A 23820-nucleotide genomic window follows, 5' to 3' on the forward strand; every position below is an offset into this window, starting at 1 on the left:
GAGCAGACCGAAGGTCACCGGCCGCCGTCGCAGGTTGGGGTGAAACGCCGTGCGGCCCAACGCCTGGAGGGCCGCTGTATCTCCGCGCAGCTGGGCTGGGCAGTCAGGTGGGGCGTGCCGAACGCTGTGCGCGGCAACGTGATCCGCGAGCATCGGGGGCGAGCGGGCCGCACACACCTCCACGGCTGCGACTGCCGCCACCGCTGCGACTGCCGCGACTGGCGCGACTGGGGCGCCCGCTGCGACCGCCGCAGCTACGACGGGCGCAGGATCGGCAGCGCGGTGGACGACGGCGTGCCCGCCGCAGCCGCGTCGACCGGCGACGAACGCGCACAGGCTCGCCACCCGCAGGAGGGGCTCGGGCCAGGACGACAGCGGCGACCGGCGCCGCCGGGCGTCTGTCGCGGCGAACAGTGAGCTGACCGGCGGCCGGAATCACGCCTAGATCGCGGACGATCGGGGCTGTTCGGCTGGCCGGAACAATCGGTATCGGCCAGGCCGGGAAGCCGCCATCCTGAATCGACGGACTCAGGCGAGGGCGGGCCGTGGATGAGACAGGGCCGAAGGCGACTACAACGCGAAACGCCTCGCTCGACGGCCTGGTCGTGCGCAACGAGGGCGCTCTGCGCGATCTCAGGCGCGATGAAGTCCGCACCGCCACCCCCAGAAGTAAACAGGCACAAGGAGATTCACATGCCAGATCTCGCCACCCCTACCCAGGTCGCCTACCCCTGGCAGGCCACAGCCCGCACGGTCTTCGCCGTGCTGGTCGCACTCGCCTCGCTCATCCCTGTTGTCGCGGTCGCAGGCGGTATCGATACCGTGCCGGCCGTCGCGCAGCTGATCGCGGTGTGCGGCGCGGTGACTCGCATTCTGGCACTGCCCGCCGTCGAGGATTTCTTGTCGCGGTTCCTGCCGTTCTTGGCCGCGGGCCACTGACGAGATCTTTCGTGGTCCGGCGCGCGTAATCGCTTACACCCACACAGGCGTCGATCCACGCGCCGACGACGCGGTCTGGGCGCGCCGGACCGCCGCCGCCCTGAACGGCGCTATCGACCATCACGTCATCCCCAGTACCCTGACCGCCTTCGATGTGACCGACAGCGACAACGTCGACCAGATATTCGACGAGCCTTGCGGACTCGTGCTCGACCGCAGATGGCGTTCGCTGGTCTACCTCGCCGGAGAACACGGATCATGGCTGCACCTGTGCGGGCTCGGCGGCGACGAATTGCTGAGTGCCGCGCCGGCCCATCTGCACGATATGGTGTTTCGCACTCCCCGCACCGCGCTGCGGAATCTGCGCGGTCACGCCGCGCTCGACAGGTGGCGCTACGCGGCAGCGCTGCGGCAACTGCTGGACCGCCGTTCCTACCGCGACTGGCTCGCTCGTTTCGCCGCCGGCCCGACCGACCCGCCCGTCTCCGCGAGATTCCCTGTCCTGGAGTGTATCGGGCACGGCGCTGCACGTGCCGGCTGTTCAGCGCGTCGGAAATCCTTGGGAGCGCATACGATTGTGCCGGTGCGAGACGACACCGAGATGGCGATGCTTGTCGCGGACGAGGTCGCCAAGATCCACAGCGTTAAGCTGGTCGAAAGTTTGCAGGGCTACCTCGTTCGCCCGCGCGTCTGCATGCTCGATTGGGACTACGGGGACCGGCATCCCGAATTCCGCGAGCCGCGTTATCCGGGGTACATCGTGGCCGAGTTTCCCGAGTCCGGGACGGGCATCGCATACTCCGAGCACGGTTTTGGCCCAACATATCCGTGGGGCCTGATCTGGCTCGAGCGTCCCGGGTTCGGGATGGACTCGGGTTGGTTCGCGACACTCGAAGCCGCGTTTCGCGATTCGATGGCGTGGAGCGAGCCGCCGCCGCCCGGCTATGAAGTGGACTGAGCCTTGCGCGTTCACGATGGCCGGCCGGTAGTCGCCCCGGCCGGCGTGGAGGTTACGCAAGGAAGGCGCCCGGCCGTTTCGCTCATGATGCATCGGCGGGAGACCGGTCGTGTGCCGGTCCGTGGCGCCAGATATGGCGGGACGTCGACAGTGGGTCGTGGCCCAATTCAGGTGGTGTTCGCCAGATTTGATGGACTCGTCGGGTGGTGTCGAACCGCGGCCACCCCGGGTCGCCGGTCGTGGCGAAGGCGCTGAAGGCATTTCGCATCGCGGCCGACAGTTCGGCGAAGTCCGGCGGAACTTCCGGCCCGATGAGGTCGGTGGCGAGCGGGCCCCGGGGCGTGTCGAAAGTGAAGGGGACGTCGAGGCCGTGGCAGGCGCGCAGCGCACCGTCGCGCGCCGGGCTCTGCCATGCGAATTCGTACAGGCAGGTAGGCGTTCCCGCGTCGGCGGCGGCCTCGGCGCACCACAGCGCGGGCAGCCGGAACAGGGCGTCGGAGAGGATGAGGGCGTGCAGGTCGTCGTCGGTGAGGCCTGGATTTCCGGATCGGTAATCGCGGACCGCGCCGGCGTCCAATCCGCAGGCGCGGGCGGTATCGACCGGGTCGGAACCTGACAGATCCACATTCGCGGTGAACATCCGGGCTTCGTCCGTGGTGAACCCGCAGACCAGTTCGCGGCTCGTGCCGACTGCGGCTCGGCCGAACCACGGTGGGGCGTCGAACAATTCGTGGTCGATGATCATCGAGTAGGGCGCGTTCGGAAGAGTCCATCGCCCCGGTTCGGCAGCCATGACGGCCACCGGCGCCATCTGCACCGCGTGAATCTTCTCGGGTGGCAGCGCTGCCAACGCGTCGGCGGTGGGCCGGACGCCGAGTTGCGAGGTGATCATCGCGGATACGGCACGGGCCTCCTCGACGGGAACGAAGATCTTTCCCGGGCTCTGCGCGATTGCGCGCCGAAACAGGTCCGGCTCGCGATCACCGGCCATCAGACCCACGATCGATGACGCGCCGGCCGACTGCCCGATCAGGGATATCGCGTCCGGGTCTCCGCCGAAGGCGGCTATGTTGTCGCGCACCCAGCGCAGTGCGGCGATCTGATCGAGTACGCCTCGATTGCACGGCGCATCGTCGACCCAGCCGAAACCCTCGTATCCCACCCGATAGTTGACTGTTACCAGGACGATTCCCGCGGCGGCGAAGGCCGCGCCGTCGAAATCAGGGGTGGCGGCGGTGCCGCCCATACACGCGCCGCCGTGCAGCCACACCATGACCGGCATGCCGGAGGTACCGACATCAGGGGTCCACACATTCACGGTGAGGCATTCCGGGTCGTCGCCGGGGTGCCACAGAACCGGCTGCGGGACCGAGGAGCCGAACCTGCGCGCGTCGCGCACGCCGTCCCACCGCTGTGGCGGAGCCGGACTCCGGAATCGCCGGGCACCGACCAGCGGTGCGGCGTAAGGGATGGCGAAGAAGGTGCAATATCCCTGGCGCGCTACACCTCGTACGGCACCGCATGCGGCGCGGACGACAACATCCATCGTGACCCCTCGGTTCTTGTCACTTCCCGAACTGATATAAGTCACTGTACTAAAAAGGAGGCCGGATGCCGAAGATCGTCGATCGAACGCAGCGACGCGACGAAGTGGCGGCCGCGTTGTGGCGGTTGGCCTTTCGGGAAGGCTGGGATGCGGTGAGCCTGCGCCGGGTCGCCGCGGAGGCGGGGTTGTCGCTCGGTTCGTTGCAGCACTACTTCGACGGGATGGACGATCTTCTCGACTACTCCGTCGGGGGAGTGCTCGATATCCTCGACGAGCGGCTCGTCGACCAACTCGCCACACTCGCCGACCCGCGGCACGCGGAATCGTCTGTGCGCGAAGTACTTCGGCGTATGGTGCCTGGGGCCATCGCCGATCCCGCGGCCGAGCGGCGGCCCGACGACAGCTGGCGCATACAGGTGATGGCATGGCTGGCGGTGGTGAACAGAGCCGCGCGGAGTCCGGAGATGTCGGCTCGCCTGTCCGCCGGTTCCGATCGGCTCGCCGCCGCGATCGCCGCTGCTCTCCGCTCGAGCACGACCAGCTACTCCGGCGATGACGCGCTGCGCGATGCGCGCGGACTGCTGTCCCTCGTCGAGGGACTACTACTGCAACTGGCACGCGGCGACATCGACCCCGACGAAGCGTCCACGGTGATCACCCGTTTCGTTGCGCTTGCATTCGATCGAGGGGGCTGAGAAAGTAGGTGCTCGCACTCGGCGGACCGTCGGCGGCGCGGTTCTCCGGCAATGCCGGTCCTCGGCTGAGGCGACTGTCCACGCCCCGGTGCCGGTGCGGCCAGTGAGCGCGGTCGGTCGGACAGCGAGTGTGCGCGCAGCATTAGGGCGGCGGTGGTCGTGACACCGAGAAAGCATGTCGCTCCGGAGGTTCCGGCGAAGTAGACCGGCGTTGTCGAGGCCGAGAGCAGCGTCGAGATGGGCGGGCAGGAGTGCGCCGACGGCGAACGGCGCGACCGCTATGGTTGCGCCCCAGCATCATTCGGCGAGTCCGGCGATGACCGCGAGGCCGAGTTCGCCGGCGTAGTATCGTGGGCGGCGGGCCGAGGGTGGCGATGTTCCATATCGCGCCGCTCGCGCCGCCGTTCTGCATGAACACCGGCCGCCACCAGCCGGATCTGCTGGGGTCGGCATCGAACGCGTCCATCATTGTGGGCCAAAGCAATTGGGCGAGCACCGCCACGATCGCGACGACCGTCAATGCGATTGCCGCCCAAGGTATTCGACGACACCGGATTTGCGCGCGCGTTATCCGCTCACCACATCTGGGGCGGCAGCGTATGAGCGGGATGAGCAGTTCGCGCGCAGCGTCCGGTTGATCTGCTGGGGATCCGCGCGCTGATCGACGGGTCAGGTCTTGGACCGAGCGCCTGAGGCCCTTGGGTGCACCGCGTCTCACCCCCTCGTGCCGATGACCTCCGAGACCGGGATCGGGGATGGAACGGTCGAATGATGGTGTTGGAGTGGATGTGTGGCCAAGTCATCTCAGCGTCGGAGCGGTGCGGTTCGCCCGGCCTACGGCACGGTTCGATGAAGTCGTGGCGTTCTACCGGGACGGCGTCGGGTTGACCATCCTGGCTCAGTGGTGTGACCACGACGGTTACGACGGAGTCGTATTCGGGCTCCCGGGAGCCGAGGTGCAAATGGAGATCACTCAGCATGGATCGCCGCCGGTGATACCGACACCACATCCGGAGAATCAGCTCGTGCTGTATCTGCGCGGGCAGCAAGCGCTGCAGGTCGTGGTGGATCGACTGGTCGAGCGCGGACTCCGGCCGGTTGCGCCTGCCAATCCGTACTGGGCACGGGCCGGCGCGGTGCTGTTCGAAGATCCGGACCGATGGCTGGTAGTCCTGATGCCGCGGGTATTCGGCGAACAGTCCGCGGCCGGATGAGACGGTCGATTCCATCGCGGCTCGGACACCCGGACTCGGTGACCACCGGGCCTCGCCGCAGGCCTTTCGTACCGCGGCTGGACTGCCGGACGATCCCAGCGGGGTATGGAGCTGCTTCGGCCGCGTGACGCACGTATGCTCGAACAGGTCGGTATCTGGTTTGTCCAGCCAGTGAAACACGCTCTGCCACAAGATCTCCGCCTTAGTCCATTGTTCCCTGGATCGCCGCGGTCGATCGGGGTGACTTCGCACGCGGAGGGGTGATCATGAACGAGGCCGAGCGGCTTTCGAATCGCCTCCTGCACACAGTGGCGTCCAGGCTGCGTGCCGAGGTGGCGGCGGCCGACGCCACTTCAGCGCGCGCGATCATCCGCGCCGACGCCGCCGGTCTTCCCTTGACCAGAGATTTCATCGAACTGATCGAGTTACGGCGGCGCGTACTCACCCTCGCCGACCAGCTCGACTCCGGATACCTCGGTGACAAGGATCGGTCGACCGATGGGTGGGTCGAGAAATACGATTCGGCCGATGAGCGCGTGCGCGGCGCTGCCGCCGCGAAATGGCTAGGGTCGAATCCGAACCTCGCCTCAACGGCCGACCCGGACCGATGGCGGAAGCGGTTCTACCACTACAAGGAGGGATTCGTCATGGGTGTCACGCTGGCGAAGGGCGGCAACGTATCGCTGTCGAAGCAGGCGCCGAACCTGACCGCGGTAGCCGTCGGCTTGGGCTGGGACGTGCGGTCGACCACCGGTGCCGATTTCGACCTCGATGCCAGCGCGCTGGCCACCGGCCCGAACCAGAAGGTGTTGTCCGACAGCCATTTCGTGTTCTACAACAACCTGCGCTCACCGGAGGGCAGCATCGAACACACCGGCGACAACCTGACCGGTGAGGGCGAGGGCGACGACGAGGTCATCAACGTCGACCTGGCCGCGACCCCGCCGACGATCACCAATATCTTCTTCCCCGTCTCCATCCACGACGCCGAGGCACGTCAGCAGTCCTTCGGGCAGGTCCGCAACGCGTTCATTCGCGTGGTCGACCGTGCGACCGGTGCCGAGCTCGCGCGCTACGACCTCACCGAGGACGCTTCCAGCGAGACAGCGATGCTGTTCGGCGAGCTCTATCGGCACGGCGCGGAGTGGAAGTTTCGCGCCATCGGGCAGGGCTACGCGTCGGGGCTGGCCGGCATCGCCCGTGATTACGGCGTCAATATCTGACGGACCGCGCCGATATCAGAGAAACCGGCCGAGCTGTCCGACCGCCTCGCCGGGGTGTTTGGCCTGGAAACCGTCGCCGAGTGCCTGCAGCTTCCAATCCGTGCCCGCGCGATACACCTTCGCCATGGTGATGGCGGTGAACGGCATGCCGCCGGTGAGCGAGTAGCGGGCCAGCTCGGCGTCGGTGGTGGCGTCCACCAAACGGCAGAACGCGTTGGCGATCTGTTCGAAAGTATGGCCCTGGTATGAGGTGACGACGAACAACAACGTCGTGACATGGGCGGGGATGCGGGTCAGGTCGACCAGGATCACCTCGTCGTCGCCCTCGCCCTCGCCGGTCAGATTGTCGCCCTGATGGCGGATCGAGCCGTCCTTGGAGCTCAACTGTCCGTAGTAGGCGATGTCGACGAGGTTCGTGTCCGCGAACATCGCCACCCAGGCATCGAGGTCGATCTCCAGGGTGCGGCTGCCGAAGAAGCCGCCGCGTCGCTTGACCGGATCCCAGCCCAATCCCATTCGGATGAAAGTCAATGCGACACCGCCCTCCTTGCGCAATGTGACGCGCTGGCCCTTGTCGAGGCTGACCGGTCGTCCCTTCGCCAGGGAAACCTCGCCGGTCGGCGGCGTGGGCTGCGAATAGGCTTGCGGCGCAGGCGGATAAGTCGGCGGGGTGTAGTTCGTCCGAGGTTCGGGCACCGGCGGCGGATAGGACGGATACTGGGGAGGAGGCGGCGGTGCCGCATAGTTCTGGGTCGGCGTCGCCGGTGCGGGCTGTTGCACGGACTGCCGGGGTTGCGTCGACGCCGGAAGCGGTTGTTGCGGAGCAGGATTCGGTTGCGGTGCGTCATCGACGCGCACGCCGTGATCGGTGACCAAGTCGGCGAACCCGCCCGCATAACCTTGCCCGACCGCGCGTACTTTCCAGCCGCCCTGGCGCCGATAGAGTTCGAGGGCGATCACGACCGACTCGCTCGACAATCCCTCGATTCGATACTCATAGAGCCGGTTGCCCGAGTGGTCGGCGACGACCGCGGTCGGCGCGGGCAGTCGGCCGAACCTGCCGTTCGGATCGGCGAGCGTGATCACCGCCCGGACCTGCGCGATGTCGGCAGGCACGTGATTCAGTGAAATCGCCAGCGTCGCAGGCTGATTGGGTGCGCCCGGCTGTAGCCGAACGCCGGGGCCGTTCGGCTGATTGTAGAAGACGAAATCGGCGTCCGTCCGCACTTTTCCTCGTTCGGTCACCAGGAGCGCCGACACGTCCGACGACGCCGCGACCTCGACCGAGACCACCACGTCGGTGACCGGCAGTGGACCATTCTGACCTTTGACAAGTGCAGCTGACACGACTCGTCCTTCGCTCGGCGTCGCTGTTCAAGGCCACTCTAGAAGCACAATACGATGCCACTCCAGCGGCAATCGCCGAATGGTCGATAGCCGATGACCAATCTTTCGTTGCCGCCGAGCGGCTTTCGGTCGGATTCCATACCTCCGGTTGGGAGGGCGTGTGTGACGGCGAGTGACGCCGCTGGAATGCAGAGAGCTGCACGGTCGTCCAGTTGCATTGCCCGGCCGATGGGCGTCGCGCGGGTTCGACTCTCCGGGTTGTATTGGGATGCAAGACTTTTCCGTTCGATGCCGTCGACGGGGGAGGCGGAGCGTGCAACGATCGGTGGGGAGTAGCTCGACAGCAAATGCGGTAGCAACGTCGGAGCGTTCGTAGGGGGCAGCATGGTGACCAACCCGTTGGCAGACCTGATCGGTGCGTGCCCGGCGGCCGGGGGCGACCGGTCGAGCCGAGCGTTTCGGCCGTTTCACGACGCGTTCGTTCGCCGGGCGGCCACCGCGGCGGATCTCGTCGCCGTGGAGTCCGGCGACCGGCATCTCACCTACCGGGAGCTGGAGGTCCGCTCCGCGCGCTTGGCGTCGCACCTGCGCGCGCTCGGCGTCGGCGCCGAGACGCTGCTCGGCGTGGCGGTCGACCGCTCGCCCGAGCTGATCGTGGCCATCCTGGCGATCTGGCGCGCCGGCGCGGCGTGGGTGCCGTTGGATCCGTCGTACCCGCGTCCGCGCCTCGAGTACATGCTGACGGCGTCGAAGATCGAGCTGGTCGTCGCCGACGAGATCGGCGCCGCCGCGATCGGGAACACGGTCCGCCGGGTCGCGCCCGAGGCCGAGGGAGATATCGACCGGATCGAAAAACCTTCGAGGACAATCGCTCCCGACGATCTCGCCTACGCCATCTTCACCTCGGGCTCCACGGGGCGGCCCAAAGGCGTGGCCCTCGCGCATCGCGGGCTGGCGAACTTGGCGTCGGCCCAGGCCGCAGCCTTCGGTGTCGGGCCAGGTAAGCGGGTTTTGCAGTTCGCGCCCACCAGTTTCGACGCCGCGGTGTCGGAGGTCGTCATGGCGTTGCAGGCGGGGGCCACTCTCGTCATGGCGCCGCGCCCCGCGCTCGCGCCGGGGCCCGGACTGGCCGAGTTGCTGCGCTCCGCCCGGATCACCCACGTCACGCTGCCCCCCTCGGTGCTGGCGACGCTGCCCGACGCAGACTTGCCCGACCTCGAAGTATTGGTGTGCGCGGGTGAGGCCCTCCCGCGGCCCCTGGCCGACAGGTGGGCGGCCGGCCGCCGGTTGTACAACGCGTACGGCCCGACGGAAGCCACCGTCTGCGCGACGATCGCCGAGTTCAGCGCGGGCAAGGGAGTCCCGACCATCGGACGTGCGATGGCCGGCGTCCGCGCCGTCGTGCTGGACGAGCACCTGCGTCCGCTGCCTGCGGGGGTGGCGGGCGAGCTGGCCATCGGCGGCGCCGGGGTCGCCCGGGGCTACCTCGACGCGCCGGGCCTCACCTCCCAGCGATTCGTGGCCGATCCGCACGCGCCGGAGCCGGGCAGACGGCTCTACCTGACCGGCGACCGAGTCCGGTTGCGCGGCAACGAGATCGAGTTCCTCGGCCGGATCGACGAGCAGGTGAAGCTACGCGGAATCCGGGTCGAGCCCGAGGAGGTGTCGGCCGCCCTGCGGGAACATCCCGCGGTGGCCGGCGCCGTGACGATCGTGCGCGGCGATCGGCTGGTGGCTTACGCGGCCGGGGCCGACGTCACTCCCGGCGCGTTGCGAACGTTCCTCGCCGAGCGACTTCCCACGCACCTTGTTCCCTCGGCGGTCGTGGTGCTGACGGCATTGCCGCTGTCGCCCAGCGGGAAGATCGATCGCCGGGCGCTGCCCGATCCCCAACGTGCGAGAGTCGAGCGGCCCGTCTCAGCGGACTCCACGCCCACCGAGCAGGCGATCGGCGCATTCGTCCGGGAACTACTCGGCGTGGACGAGGTCGGACTCGACGACGACTTCTTCGACCTGGGCGGTCATTCGCTGCTGGCCGGCCGGCTGTCCGCGCGGGTGCGGACGTCGCTCGGCCGGGAGCTGCCGACCTCGCGGATCGCCACGGGTCCGTCCGTGCGGGCGATGGCCGCGTACCTCGACAGCGCCGAGCAGCCCGAAATACCGTTGCCTCCGCTCGTGGCTGTCGGCCGGGACAGGCCGCTCCCGCTCACGTTTCCGCAGGAACGAATCTGGTTCCTCGAACAACTGGCGCCGGGCAACCTGGCCTACAACGCGCAGGCCACCGTGCGGCTGCGAGGTCCCCTCGACCCGTCGACGCTGCGGGTCACGCTGACCGAGATCGTCCGCAGGCACGAGGTCTATCGCTCGCGCTTCTGGTCGGTCGACGGTGTGCCCGTGCAGCAGCCGATTCCGCCGATGCCGGTCCCGCTGCCGGTGATCGACGTGAGCCGACTCGGCGGCGACGAGCGTGAGGCGCGGACGGAGGAGATCGTCCGGGAGACGGTCCGCGTCCCGTTCGATCTGGACAATCCGCCGCTGGCGCGGTGGCTGCTGGTCCGGCACGCCGAGGACGACCACGTCCTCGTGCACGTCGAGCACCACCTCGTGCACGACGGGTGGTCGTGGGCGATCCTCCTGACCGAACTGCAGGCGATTTACAGCGCGTTCGTCCACGGTCGGCCGTCGCCGCTTCCCGAACTCGCTGTGCAGCTGGGCGATTTCGCTACGTGGCAGCGGGAGTGGCTGCGCGACAAGGTTCTCGATCGGTACCTGGCCTTTTGGACCACAGAGCTCGCGGGCTGCTCGCCGGTGCTCGAGCTCCCGACCGACCGGCCGCGGCCGGCGATGCAGAGCTTCACCGGCGACGCCGTGCGGGTCGACCTCGCGCCCGCGCTGGCCGAGCGCCTCCGCCGGTTCAGTCGCGACCACGGGGTGACGCTCTACTCGACGATGCTCAGCGGCTTCGCAAGCCTGCTGCACCGCTACACCCAGGCCACCGACCTGCTCGTCGGATGTGGCGCGGCCAACCGCCGGCTGGCCGAGATCGAGGCGCTCATGGGCATGGTGGTCAATACCGTCGTGCTGCGGCTCCGGGCCGCGGCCCACATGGGGTTCGCCGAGCTGGTGCGGCGGACCCAGGCGAGCACGACCCGGGCGTTCGACTGGCAGGACATGCCCTTCGACCAGCTCGTCAACGCCCTGAGCCTGCCGCGGGACAACTCGCGCAACCCGCTGGTCCAGGTGATGTTCAGCTTTCACGACGCACACGTGCCGCCCGTCGATTTCGAGGGCATTCACGGCACGATCGTCGAGCGCCACAACGGTTCCGCCAAGGCCGATCTGAGCGTGGTCGTGATCCCGCGCGCGGAGCAGCAGATCGGACGGGGGATCGACGACCCCGCCGCACCCATCACGCTCATCTGGGAGTACGCCGACGCGCTCTTCTCCCGCGCGACCGCCGAGCGCATGCTGCGGCAGTACCTTCGCCTGCTCGAGGCGGCGGTTGCTGAGCCCGAGGTTCCTATTGGGGCGCTGGATATTTTGGCTGTGGAGGAACGGCGGTATTTGCTGAAGGAGGTCAACGACACCGCCTGCGCGTTTCCGAGGGGGACGGTGCCGGAGTTGTTCGAGGCTCAGGCGGAGGCGACTCCGGAGGCGGCGGCGGTGACTCTCGGTGCTGTCACGCTCAGTTATGCCGAGCTCAACACTCGGGCCAATCGTTTGGCGCATGCTCTCATCGCGCGGGGTGTCGGTCCGGAAACCGCGGTGGCCCTTGCCTTGCCGCGCGGTATCGAGCTGGTCGTCGCGATTCTGGCGATCCTCAAAGCCGGTGCTGTCTACGTCCCTCTCGATCCTCGTCATCCTCCGGCTCGCGCGGACATGATGATGGCGCAGACCGGGGTGTCGGTGCTGGTGAGTGATGCGGCGACCGCCCCGGCCGGTGAGTATCGGTGTCGGGTGCTGCTGGTCGATGATGAGGCGGTCCGTGCGGAGGCGGCCGGGCGGTGTTCGGACAATCCGAAAGTCTGGCGTCATCCTGACCAGCTTGCTTATGTGATGTACACGTCGGGATCGACGGGCGCGCCCAAGGGAATCGGGACCACTCACGCCAACGTGGTGGCGTTCGTGTCGGACCCGTGTTGGACCGGCGGTGCCCATGCCAGGGTGTTGCTGCAGTCTTCGCCCGCCTTCGACGGAGCCACTTATGAGTTGTGGGTGCCGCTGCTCAACGGCGGTGAGATAGTGATAGCACCACCGGGAAACCATGTGGAGCCAATAAGTTTCACCCGGGTGGTGCGCGAGCGGAGAGTTACGGGCGTCGTCCTCACCACGGCATTGTTCAACCTGCTGGCCGAGCACGATCCGAAGTGTTTCGCGACGTTGGCCGCGGTGTGGAACGCCGGGGAGATAGCCTCGCCGGAGGCCGTAACGGCCGTGGCGCGAGCATGCCCAGAAGTCGAGGTCGTGAATGGTTACGGCCCGACGGAGTCGACCACCTTGGCCACCTACCATTCAGTCGACTCGCACTGTCTGCCGGATTCGGTTCAGTCGGTGCCGATCGGCCGGCCGATGGCGAATACCAGGGTTTATGTGCTGGATGCGTTTCTTGCCCCGGTGCCTGTGGGTGTGGTCGGTGAGCTTTTCCTCGGTGGTGCCGGGTTGGCCCGAGGCTATCTGGGGCAGCCTGGTCGGTGTGCGGAGCGGTTCGTCGCCGACCCGTATGGCCCGTCGGGCGAACGTCTTTATCGCACAGGGGATTTGGTTCGCTACAACGCCGACGGGGTGCTGGAGTTCGTAGGTCGGGCCGATGATCAGGTGAAGATTCGTGGTTTCCGTATCGAGCCAGGCGAGATCGAGGCCGTGCTGGTCGCTCATGCGGATGTGACTCGCGCTGCCGTGATGGTCCGTCAGGATGGTTCGGAGAAGCAGATCGTCGCCTATGTGGTTTTGCGGGCGGAGGCGATTACGGGTGCTGAAGAATTGCGTGCCCATCTGCGGCGATGTGTGCCGGACTATATGGTGCCCGCGGCGGTGGTGCCGTTGGACGCATTGCCGTTGACCGTCAATGGGAAGGTCGACCGGGCTGCGTTGCCCGCCCCCGAGTTGGTGGCGGGAATCGGTCGTGCGCCGCGGAGTCCGCAGGAGCAGATCCTCACCGAGTTGTTCGCCGAGACGCTTGGTCGTGCGGTGGTCGGTGTGGAGGACGACTTCTTCGCGCTCGGCGGTCATTCGCTGCTGGCCACGCGACTGGCCGCCCGGGTACGCGCTACCTTCGGGGTCGAGTTGGAGCTGCGCACCCTGTTCGAGCGGCCCACCGCCGCCGCGCTCGCGGCGTGCCTGGATCGAGCGGGGTGCCCGCGTCCCGCCGTGCTCAGGGCGGTCCGGCCGGAGCCGATGCCGCTGTCGTTCGCTCAGCGTCGCCTGTGGTTCCTCGAACAGCTCGGGCAGGGCGCCGCCAGCACCTACAACATTCCCCTCGCGCTGCGGTTGCGCGGACCCGTCGACCGCCCTGCGCTCGAGGCCGCGCTCGGTGATGTGGTCGCCCGGCACGAGTCGTTGCGCACCGTGTTCCCGCGCCACGACGGCGTGCCGGTTCAACGGGTCCTCGACCCCGAAACCGCCCGTCCCGGACTGAAATTCACGCACCTCGACGAGGACGACCTCGCCGCGGCGCTGACCGCGGCCGCGCGGGTCAGATTCAACCTGGCCGTCGAGATGCCGGTCCATGCCGACCTTTTCGTGCTCGGACCTGCTGACGTGGTTTTGTTGCTGGTGATACACCACATCGCCGGTGACGGGTGGTCGATCGGCCCCCTCGCCCGCGACCTGGTCAGCGCCTACCGGGCGCGCAGCCGTGGTCAGGGGCCGGCCTGGACACCGCTGCCGGTGCAGTACGCCGATTACACTGTCTGGCAACACGATCTGCTCGGCGAGGCCACCGACCCCGGCAGTCTGGTCGCCACTCAACTCACCTACTGGACCAGCACCCTCGCCGGACTGCCCGAACGCCTCGAGTTGCCCGTCGACCGGCCGCGCCACACGACCTGCACGAACCAGGGAGACCGACTCGACGTCAGCATGACGCCGGCCCTGCACGCCGGGCTCATCACGCTGGCGCGCCGAAACGGTGCCAGTTTGTTCATGGTTTTGCAGGCTGGGCTGGCCGCATTGCTGGCCCGGCTCGGTGCAGGCACCGATATCCCCATCGGCAGCCCCATCGCCGGTCGCACCGACGAATCCCTGGACGACCTCGTCGGGTTCTTCGTGAATACCCTTGTCCTGCGCACGGATACCTCGGGCGAGCCGTCCTTCACGGAACTTCTGGCCCGCGTCCGCGAACGGGCTCTCGGCGCTTACGCCCACCAGGACGTCCCGTTCGAGTATCTCGTCGAGGTCCTCAACCCGGTCCGCTCCCTGTCGCACCACCCGCTGTTTCAAGTCATGCTCGCGGTGCAGAACGCCGGCGACGGCGAATTCGACCTCCCCGGCGTCGATGTCACCAGAATCCCCGTCAATTCCGGCACCGCCGCGTTCGACCTCACCCTGAGTCTGCGGGAACAACGCACTCCCGAGGGCCGCCCCGACGGCATCGTCGGCAGCATCCAATACGCCACCGATCTGTTCGACGCGACCACCATCAGCGTCCTCGCCGCCCGCCTGCACCGTCTGCTCGAGTCGGCGGTCGCCCGGCCGGATGTTCCGATCACGATGCTCGACATCTTGTCCGCCGAGGAACGTCGGTATCTACTCCGGGACATCAACGACACCGCCCGCGCGGTCCCCGAAGTCACTGTGCCCGAGTTGTTTCAGGCCCACGCCATTGCCAATCCCGCTCTAGCGGCGGTGACCTTCGGTGCTGTCACACTCAGTTACGCCGAGCTCAATACTCGGGCCAATCGCCTGGCGCATGCTCTCCTCGCGCGGGGTGTGGGCCCGGAAACGACGGTGGCCCTTGCCTTGCCGCGCGGTATCGAGTTAGTCGTCGCGATTCTGGCGATCCTCAAAGCCGGTGCTGCCTACGTCCCTCTCGATCCTCGTCATCCTCCGGCTCGAACGTCCATGATGATGACTCAGACCGGGGTCTCGGTGCTGGTGAGTGATACGGCGACGGTTCCCGTCGGCGAACAACGGTGTCAGGTGCTGCTGGTGGACGATGAGGCAGTACGGGCGGAGGTGGCCGGCCGGTGTGGCGGCGACCCCGAGATCCGTCGCCACGCCGGCGAGCTTGCCTATGTGATGTACACGTCGGGATCAACGGGCGCGCCGAAAGGTATCGGCGTCACTCACGCCAACGTGGTGGCGTTCGCGTCGGATCCGCGCTGGACCGGTGGTGCCCATGCCAGGGTGCTAATGCATTCCCCCGCGGCATTCGACGGGTCCACCTACGAGCTGTGGGTGCCGCTGCTCAATGGCGGCGAGATAGTTATCGCGCCACCAGGAGATTTGGCGCCTGCGGTCCGCGATCAGGGAGTGACGAGCGTCTTCCTCACGACAGCGTTGTTCAATGTGCTGGCCGAGCACGACCCGCAGTGTTTCGCGACGTCGACGCAGGTGTGGACCGGCGGGGAGCTGGCGTCGCCGGGGGCCGTGGCGGCCGTGGCGCGGGCATGCCCGCAAGTGACGGTCGTGCACGTCTACGGTCCGACGGAGTCGACCACCTTCGCCACCTGCCACTTCGTCGACCCGGACGGTCTGCCGGGTTCGGCTCGGTCGGTGCCGATGGCCACCGACCCGGATCGCGTGCCGGGTTCGGCGCTGCCGATCGGCCGGCCGATGGCCAACACGAGGGCTTACGTGCTGGACGCGTTTCTTGCCCCGGTGCCTGTGGGTGTGGTCGGTGAGCTCTTCCTCGGCGGCGCCGGGTTGGCCCGAGGCTATCTGGGGCAGCCAGGTCGGTGTGCCGAGCGGTTCGTCGCTGACCCGTACGGCCCACCGGGTGCGCGTCTTTATCGCACGGGAGATCTGGTGCGCTGCAACGGTAATGGGGATCTGGAGTTCGTGGGCCGGATCGATGATCAGGTGAAGATTCGTGGCTTCCGTATCGAGCCGGGTGAGATCGAGGCTGTTCTGGTCGCTCACGCTGATGTGGCTCGTGCCGCTGTGGTGGTCAGCGAGGTCGGCTCGGAGAAGCTGATCGTCGCCTATGCGGTTCCGCGTGCCGGAGCGACCACCGCCGCGGGGGAGTTGCGGGAGCACTTGCGTCGGTGTGTGCCGGACTACATGGTGCCCGCGGCGATAGTGCTGCTGGATGCGTTGCCGTTGACGGTCAACGGCAAGCTCGACCGGGCCGCACTGCCTGTCCCAGAGCCGGTGGCTGGAGGTGGTTCGTCGCTGCCCGAGTTGATGGCCGGAGGCGGTCGTGCGCCGCGGAGCCCACAGGAGCAGGTGCTGACCGAGTTGTTCGCCGAGACGCTGGGTCGTGCGACGGTCGGTGTCGAGGACGACTTCTTCGCTCTCGGTGGGCATTCGCTACTGGCCACTCGCCTGGTGGCGCGGGTGCGGGCCACGTTCGGGGTCGAGGTGGAGCTGCGCACGCTGTTCGAACGACCCACCGTCGCCGCGCTCGCGGCGTGCCTGGATCAGGCGGGCCGTCCGCGTCCGCCGGTGCTGGCGGTGGCGCGGCCGGAGCCGATGCCGCTGTCGTTCGCCCAGCGTCGGCTGTGGTTCCTCGATCAGCTCGGTGAGGGCTTCAGCACCTATAACATTCCGCTCGCGCTGCGTCTGCGTGGTCCGATCGATCGGCCCGCGCTCGAGGTGGCGCTGGGTGATGTGGTCGCCCGGCACGAGGCGCTGCGCACCGTGTTTCCTCGCCATGACGGCGTACCCATGCAACGGGTCCTCGACTCCGACACCGCCCGCCCCGGACTGAAGATCACGCATCTCGACGAGGACGACCTCGCCGCGGCGCTGACCGCGGCCGCGCGGAACGGATTCGACCTGGCCGTCGAGATTCCTTTTCGCGCAGACCTTTTCGTGCTCGGGCCTGCCGATGTGGTCCTGTTGCTGGTGGTGCATCACATCGCCGGTGACGGCTGGTCGATCGGCCCGCTGGCTCGCGACCTGGTCAGCGCCTACCAGGCGCGCAGCCGTGGTCGGGCGCCGGCTTGGGTGCCGTTGCCGGTGCAGTACGCCGATTACACCCTGTGGCAACACCGGCTGCTCGGTGCGGCCACCGACCCCGCCAGTCTTGTCGCCGGTCAGCTCGCATACTGGACCGACATTCTCGCGGGGCTGCCCGAGTGTCTCGAATTGCCTGCCGACCGGCCTCGACCGGTGACCGGCACGAACCAGGGTGACCGTCTCGACGTTCGCCTTTCGCCGGAATTGCACGAGGGGCTCATCTTGCTGGCGCGCCGAAACGGTGCCAGTTTGTTCATGGTTTTGCAGGCCGGGCTGGCCACATTGTTGTCGAGGCTCGGTGCAGGCACCGACATTCCCATCGGCAGTCCCATCGCCGGACGCACCGACGAATCCCTCGACGATCTGGTCGGATTCTTCGTCAATACCCTTGTCCTGCGCACAGATACGTCGGGCGAGCCTTCCTTCACCGAGCTCGTCGGCCGTGTCCGCGAACGTGCTCTGGGCGCTTACGCCCATCAGGACGTCCCGTTCGAGTATCTGGTCGAGGTCCTCAACCCGGTCCGCTCCCTGTCGCACCACCCGCTGTTTCAAGTCATGCTCGCGGTGCAGAACGCCGGCGACGGCGAATTCGACCTTCCAGGCGTCGATGTCACGCGCATCCCGGTCGATCCGGGCACCGCGGCGTTCGACCTCACCGTGAGTTTGCGGGAGCAGCGCACTCCCCACGGCCGCCCGGACGGCATTGTCGGCAGCGTCGAATACGCCACCGATCTGTTCGACGCCACCACCGTCGCTGATCTCGTCACCCGTCTGCATCGCCTGCTCGAGGCGGCGGTTGCGGAGCCCGACGCGCCGATCACGGTGCTCGACATCCTTTCGGCTGAAGAACGTCGGTATTCGGCCGGGGAGGTCAACGACACCGCCTGCGCGTTCGTGACGGTGCCGGAGTTGTTCGAGGCTCAGGTGGAGGCGACTCCCGATGCGTCGGCGGTGACCTTCGGTGCTGACACTCTTACCTATGCCGCACTCAACACTCGGGCCAACCGTCTGGCGCATGCTCTCATCGCGCGGGGTGCCGGCCCGGAAACCCCTGTGGCCCTTGCCTTGCCGCGCGGTATGGAGTTCGTCGTCGCGATTCTGGCGATCCTCAAGGCCGGTGCCGCCTACGTCCCGCTCGACCCCCGTCATCCTCCCGCCCGCACAGCCATGATGGTGACCGCGGCCGGAAGTCGCCTCGCGATCGGCGACACGTCGACCGCCGGTGTGCTCGGCAGCCTCGGCGTCGACCGGCTCCTGCTCGACGAGGACATGGTCCGCGAAGAGCTGGCAACCGCCGCGGTTACCGACCCCACGAACCGCGACCGGACCCACGACCTCTGTGCCGACCATCCCGCGTACGTCGTCTTCACCTCGGGCTCGACCGGCACGCCCAAAGGCGTTGTCGTCTGCCATCGCAACATCGTCAACCTGATCGAGCACCACCGCGCACACGTGTTCGCGACCGCGACGCGCCTGGTCGCGGGTCGACCGCTCCGCATCGCGCACACGACGCCGTTCGCCTTCGACGCGTCATGGGATCCCTTGTCGTGGCTCTTCGCCGGCCACGAGGTGCACGTCGTCGACGACAACATCCGCCGCGACCCCGACGCTCTCGTCGGCTACGTCGTCGGTCGCGAAATCGACTGCGTCGACACGACGCCGTCCTTCGCGGAGCTGCTGGTCGGCCGGGGCCTGCTCGACCCGGGCCACTGGCGACCAAGCGTGGTGATGGTGGGTGGCGAGGCCGCGTCGCGCCGACTGTGGGACAGCCTGCGCTCGGCGGGCGTGCACGGGCTGAACCTCTACGGGCCCACCGAGTGCACGGTCGACGCGCTCATCGCGGCGGTGGACGAATCGCCGTCACCGGTGCTCGGCCGGCCCGTAACCCGCACGCGGGCATACGTTTTGGACGACGGGTTGCGCCCGGCCGTCCCCGGCGTGGCGGGAGAGCTGTATCTCGCGGGCGAGGGCGTGGCCCGCGGGTACATCGGCCGGGCCGGTCTGACGGCCGCGCGGTTCGTCGCCGATCCGTACGGACCGGCTGGGGCTCGCATGTACCGCACCTCGGACCGCGTCCGGCGGCGGGCCGACGGCGAGGTGGAGTTCCTGGGCCGGGCCGACGACCAGGTCAAAATCCGGGGCTTCCGCGTGGAGCCGGGCGAGATCGAGGCCGCGTTGACGGCGCGTCCGGACATCGAACAGGCCGCGGTCGTCCTGCGCGCCGAGCCGCCCGGCGCGCCGCGTCTGGTCGCCTACGTCGTCGCCTCCGGGCCGGTCCACGGCGACGAACTACGCCGCTACCTGGGCGAGCGGCTGCCGGACTACATGGTGCCCTCGTCCTGCGTCGTCCTCGACTCCCTCCCGCTGACCTCCCACGGCAAGCTCGACGCGGCCGCGCTCCCCGTCGGCGAGCGGAGGGATGCCGGGTTCGTGGCGCCGCGCGGCCCCGAGGAGAAGGTCGTGGCCGCGGCGTGGGCGGAGGTTCTCGGCGTCGCACGGGTCGGCCGCGACGACAACTTCTTCGAGTTGGGCGGGGACTCCCTGCTGGCCGCGCGCGTCGCCTTCCGGCTCCGCGAAATACTGCCGGTGCACGTCCCCTTGCGCGAGATCTTCCGGCACCAGACGGTCGCCGCGCTGGTCGCCGCGCTCCACGCGGTTCCGGCCCTCGTCGACGCGCCGTCGAACGGGCACAGTCCAATACCGTCCCCGCGCAGCTGGGGCAGCTGGCCGACCCCGCTCGCCCCCTACGCCAGGAGCTACGGGAGCAACATCCTGCTCACCGGAGCGACGGGGTTCTTCGGTGCCTTCCTCCTGCGTGCCCTGCTGTCACAGCATCCCGGGCGCGTGCACTGCCTGGTACGTGCCGGCAGCCGCTCGGCGGCGTGGGACAAGTTGTGGACGAGCCTCGATCGCTATGGCCTCACCGACACGGTCCTGCCGCACAGCCGAATAGACGTCGTCCCAGGCGATTTGACGCTTCCACGACTCGGCCTCAGTACGAGCGAATATCGAAGGCTGTCGAACGAGATCGATCTGATCGTCCACAACGGAGCGCGTGTCGACGCGTTCCAGGACTACGCGGCACTCGAGCCCGCGAATGTCCGAGGCACCCGGGAACTTCTCCTTCTCGCCGCCTCGACCTGGCGCAAGCCGTTCAAATACATCTCGACGAGTTCCTTGAGCGCGTACGACCCCACCCGACGAGAACAGGGCTCGGGATATCTGCACACGAAGTGGGACGCGGAGCAAGTCGTTCGAGACGCTATCCGCCACGGGTTGCCTGCCAGTATTTATCGCGTTCCGCGCTTGGCCGGCGACTGCGAGACGGGCGTGAGCAACGATGCCGACATCCTCGTCCGGACCATTCGGTGCATTCTCGAACTGGAGACCGCGCCCAGCCTCCACCTGACCGAGGATTGGGCGCCGGTGTGCCAGGTCGCGGCGCTCGTCGCAGGCCATGAGCCGGCGCCGGGAGATCCGCTGTCCTTCGTGGTGACCGCGGAGCGCCGTACGTCGTTGGCGACCATCGTGAAGCAGGCCCGCTGGTGCGGGCACGTCGTCGAGCCCACACCGAGCACCCAGTGGTTCCGCGACCTCGGCGCGGCCGAGGTGGAGGAGTACGAGATTCTCGCCGCGCTGCTGGCGGCCGCGGTGAACGGCGACCCGGGACCGTGCGCGACGAACGGCCACCACGACATCGCGCACAAATCACTCACCGTGCCCGGCGTCTCGGAGGCGACGTTACGCCGATATCTTCACGCACTCGCCCGACAACCCTCGACCGCGTGACCACCTCCGGAAATGTCAGAGCTAGATCGAACGCCCTCGGGCGAGAAGAAAGGACAGAACAATGATTCCAGCGCTCCTGGCAAAGCCGGCCACACTTTTCATCACGGGAATGGTGGCAGGTCCCTTGGTCAAGCCGTTGGTGCGTGGCATCACCAAGGGCACGTTCCGGGTGGCGATCGAGGCCAAGAAACTCGCCGAAGAGGCCGCCGCCGAGGTGGCGGGCCTCGCGACCGAGGCGAGTGCCGAGGCGGCCGCCGCGCAGGCTCCGGCCAACGCTACCGTGACGGCCAACGCTCCGGCGGCGGCCAAGTCACGGCCGACGGGAAAGCCGTGACCTGCGGCCCGCACGCCTGCCGCCGTCACTCGGGTGGGCGCCTCGATGACGATCCTCGTTGACGACGCGGTCGACCGCCGGGTCCGGTCCGTCTCGGTGATTCCCGGCCGCCAGCGCTGGGAGGTCGGGCCCGTGCTCGGTCGCAAGCGGACGGCCGAACAGTTGGGGGCGTGGCTGCGCTCCCAACCGGGCGTCTTGTCGGCCCGCGCGAGCTCGATCAGCGGCCGACTGCTGATCACCCACGACCCGGCCCTCGGCTCGAGGGAGGTCGCGGGCCTGGTTCGGCACGCCGTCGGCGAGGTCGCCGAGGACGTTCAGCCCGCCGTTGTTCCGGCTTCGCGTGGCGCAGGGGTAGGTTCCTTGGCGCGCAAGTGGTGGTGGCGCGGGTTGGCACCGAAACAGGTTGGCGGCCTTTCGATTACGTACGGCATCGGGGCGGCGGCTCTCGTGGTGCGCGGGCTGTTGCAGTTCCCGACGGTGCGTCTCGCCGCTGTCGTCGCGGCGACCGGCGTCATCGTCTATCGGGGATGGCGACGATCGCGGGCGCGTCAGCTCGGCACCGGCGCCCGGTCGCCGGTCAAGGGCGGCCTCCGCACGATCCTCGGTCGTCACCGGCGCGCCTTCTGGATCGCGGTCGCCATGTCCGCGCTCGGGCAGCTGCTCTACCTCACGCCGCTGCTGGTGATCGGGTGGATGCTGGCCGTCCTGACGCGAGGACCCACCTCGCTGCTGGCCGGCCTGGGCCTGGCCGGCGCGTCGAGCCAGCTGTGGTTCCTGAGCGGCCTGACGCTCGTCGCGTACCTCGGTTACGCGCTCGTGTCCTACGCCACCACGATCCGGTGGCGCGACCTGGCCAATACGATCGAGCACGAGTGGCGGGGCAAGGTTTACGCCGTCGTGCAGCGCGGCTCGCTGGGTTCGCTGGAGCGCGAGCGCACGACCCGCCTCGCCGACCTGCTCACCACCGATATCGCACAGCTCGGCCGCGTGCTGTCCGGGTCCGCGGGCACCATCGTCGAGATCGGTGTCACCGCCGTCGTGCTCATCGGATCGTTCCTCTTCTGGGCGCCGCACCTCGCCTGGATCGCACTGCTGCCCGCACCCGCGATCGCCGCGGCGTCGTTCTATTACCAGGAGCGTGTCGCCCCCGGCCATGCCGAGGGCGGTGAAACACGCAGGCAGCTCACCAGCCAGCTCACCAACAATCTGGAAGCCAGCGCCACCGTCAAAAGCTTTGGGGCCGAAGACTTCGAGATCGAGCGCATCGAACGACTCAGCCAGGCTTACCGCGCGGCCAATCACCGGATCGACGTGGAGACGACGCGGTACAGCCACGCGGTCCAGGTGTTCTCCATGTCGGCCCTGATCGGCGTGCTGCTGTTCGGCGGCTCGAGCGTCCTGGCGGGCACGCTCTCGCTGGAGACGTACAACGGCCTGATCTCCCTCCCGACGTTCCTGCTACTGCGGCTGCCCGAGGTCGGCTCCGCCGTCGAGGACTACGAAAGGACGCTCGCGGCGCTGGGGCGGGTGCTCGAACTGCTCGAGCTCCCGGTCGAGCCGAGCGGGACCGGCCGCCCCATCGACGTGGCGACGCTTCAACGCGAGATCGTTCTGGACGGGGTGACATTCGCCTACCCCGGACGCGCCCCCGCGCTACGGAACGTGTCGATGCGGCTGCGAGGAAGAAAAACCACCGGCTTGGTCGGCGCCACCGGTGCGGGGAAGACCACGGTGGCCAAGCTCCTGCTGCGGCTGCACGAGGTCCAGTCGGGTCGGGTGCTGCTCGACGGTGCGGACATTCGCGAGCTCAGGCTCGAGGATCTACGGCGGTGCATCGGCTTCGTCGCCCAGGACGCGTTCCTGTTCGACGGGTCGGTCGAGGACAACATCCGATACGGCACCTTCGACGCCGGACGCGACGACGTGATGCGGGCGGCCCGGCTGGCCGAGGCCGCCGCATTCATCGAAGCCATGCCCGACCAGTACGACAGCATGGTCGGAGAACGCGGCGTGGCGCTGTCGGGTGGTCAGCGGCAACGGCTTTCGCTGGCTCGGGCCATCGTCAAGGACGCGCCGATCCTCGTCCTCGACGAGGCCACGTCGGCGGTCGACAACGAGACCGAGGCGTCGATCCAGCGGGCGCTCACCGAGTTCGCCCGCGACCGCACGCTCGTGCTCATCGCCCATCGCCTCTCGACCATCCGCCATGCGGATTGGATCTATGTCATGGGCGCGGGCGGCGAGATCGTCGAGGAGGGGACGCACGTGGAGCTGCTCGCGCGGGCCGGTGTGTACGCCTCGCTGTGGCGCCTGCAGGTCGGGGACGGCGAACGAGACTGAATTGTGGCTACCGAGGGAGACTTTCATGGCTGCGCACAAGTACGGAACATTTGCGTTGGGCCTGTGCGCCGGGGCCGGCTTGGCCGCCCGCTGGCGGCCACTGCTCGGGAAGTCGGTGCGGCAGGGGATCACGGGAACCGCGCTCCTGTCGCGGTCGATGCTCCGGTACGTCGAGGACGTCGCCGACCTGATTCAGGAGGCCCGAGCCGAGGCCGGGGCGAGCGCGGGAACGGCCTTGTCTCATGGCGGAAAACGAATGAGCTGATGGCACAGGTGGTCTTGGACGCCGCGCGTCATCCGGGCCTAGTGTCCGAG

The 23820-nt window shown here is 68.0% G+C and carries 13 protein-coding genes; 11 read left to right on the plus strand and 2 right to left on the minus strand.

The annotated features are described in order from the left end of the window. The 3 genes from ON39_RS40370 to ON39_RS40380 form a co-directional block, all read left to right on the plus strand. On the plus strand, window positions 1-417 hold a 417-nt coding region (locus tag ON39_RS40370; protein WP_040742145.1), incomplete at its 5' end, for a hypothetical protein. A gap of 276 nt (window positions 418-693) precedes the next feature. Continuing rightward, a complete protein-coding gene (locus tag ON39_RS40375; protein WP_040742147.1) occupies window positions 694-939 on the plus strand; it encodes a hypothetical protein in 246 nt (81 codons plus the stop codon). A gap of 28 nt (window positions 940-967) precedes the next feature. Continuing rightward, window positions 968-1897 carry an asparagine synthase-related protein gene (locus tag ON39_RS40380; RefSeq protein ID WP_255219337.1) on the plus strand — a complete coding sequence of 310 codons (930 nt, stop codon included), beginning with the start codon at window positions 968-970 and terminating at the stop codon, window positions 1895-1897. Window positions 1898-1979: 82 nt separating this feature from the next. On the opposite strand, the gene ON39_RS40385 is transcribed toward ON39_RS40380, so the two are convergent. Then, window positions 1980-3443: a carboxylesterase/lipase family protein gene (locus ON39_RS40385; protein ID WP_051187722.1), complete on the minus strand. Its 1464-nt coding sequence runs from the start codon at window positions 3441-3443 to the stop codon at window positions 1980-1982. A 65-nt stretch (window positions 3444-3508) separates the two neighbouring features. Here ON39_RS40385 and ON39_RS40390 point away from each other — a divergent pair, with 65 nt between their 5' ends. The 4 genes from ON39_RS40390 to ON39_RS40400 all read left to right on the plus strand — a co-directional run bounded on the left by ON39_RS40390 (window position 3509) and on the right by ON39_RS40400 (window position 6575). Continuing rightward, window positions 3509-4138, plus strand: coding sequence for a TetR/AcrR family transcriptional regulator (locus tag ON39_RS40390; RefSeq protein ID WP_040742149.1), 630 nt, complete (start codon window positions 3509-3511; stop codon window positions 4136-4138). Between the two features lie 374 nt (window positions 4139-4512). Then, the gene (locus ON39_RS49370; RefSeq protein ID WP_146251323.1) at window positions 4513-4776 is read left to right on the plus strand and encodes a hypothetical protein; all 264 of its coding nucleotides are present in this window, start codon (window positions 4513-4515) and stop codon (window positions 4774-4776) included. Window positions 4777-4893: 117 nt separating this feature from the next. Then, the gene (locus ON39_RS40395; RefSeq protein WP_051187723.1) at window positions 4894-5352 is read left to right on the plus strand and encodes a VOC family protein; all 459 of its coding nucleotides are present in this window, start codon (window positions 4894-4896) and stop codon (window positions 5350-5352) included. A gap of 647 nt (window positions 5353-5999) precedes the next feature. Then, complete coding sequence (locus ON39_RS40400) at window positions 6000-6575, plus strand: TerD family protein (protein ID WP_040742164.1); 576 nt, start codon at window positions 6000-6002, stop codon at window positions 6573-6575. Between the two features lie 15 nt (window positions 6576-6590). Here the strand turns inward: ON39_RS40400 and ON39_RS40405 are convergent, their stop codons facing one another. Continuing rightward, complete coding sequence (locus tag ON39_RS40405) at window positions 6591-7922, minus strand: TerD family protein (protein WP_040742150.1); 1332 nt, start codon at window positions 7920-7922, stop codon at window positions 6591-6593. Window positions 7923-8306: 384 nt separating this feature from the next. On the opposite strand from ON39_RS40405, the gene ON39_RS40410 reads away from it, so the two are divergent. The 4 genes from ON39_RS40410 (at window position 8307) to ON39_RS40425 (ending at window position 23770) form a co-directional block, all read left to right on the plus strand. Then, window positions 8307-20831, plus strand: coding sequence for a non-ribosomal peptide synthetase (locus ON39_RS40410; RefSeq protein ID WP_051187724.1), 12525 nt, complete (start codon window positions 8307-8309; stop codon window positions 20829-20831). Window positions 20832-20940: 109 nt separating this feature from the next. Then, a complete protein-coding gene (locus tag ON39_RS40415) occupies window positions 20941-21165 on the plus strand; it encodes a DUF5132 domain-containing protein (RefSeq protein ID WP_211336448.1) in 225 nt (74 codons plus the stop codon). A 45-nt stretch (window positions 21166-21210) separates the two neighbouring features. Next, complete coding sequence (locus ON39_RS40420; RefSeq protein WP_063713463.1) at window positions 21211-23505, plus strand: ABC transporter ATP-binding protein; 2295 nt, start codon at window positions 21211-21213, stop codon at window positions 23503-23505. Between the two features lie 25 nt (window positions 23506-23530). Next, a complete protein-coding gene (locus tag ON39_RS40425) occupies window positions 23531-23770 on the plus strand; it encodes a hypothetical protein (RefSeq protein ID WP_110293877.1) in 240 nt (79 codons plus the stop codon). Window positions 23771-23820 lie beyond the last annotated feature (50 nt).

The sequence above is a fragment of the Nocardia tenerifensis NBRC 101015 genome, assembly GCF_000308715.1.
Lineage (GTDB): Bacteria > Actinomycetota > Actinomycetes > Mycobacteriales > Mycobacteriaceae > Nocardia > Nocardia tenerifensis.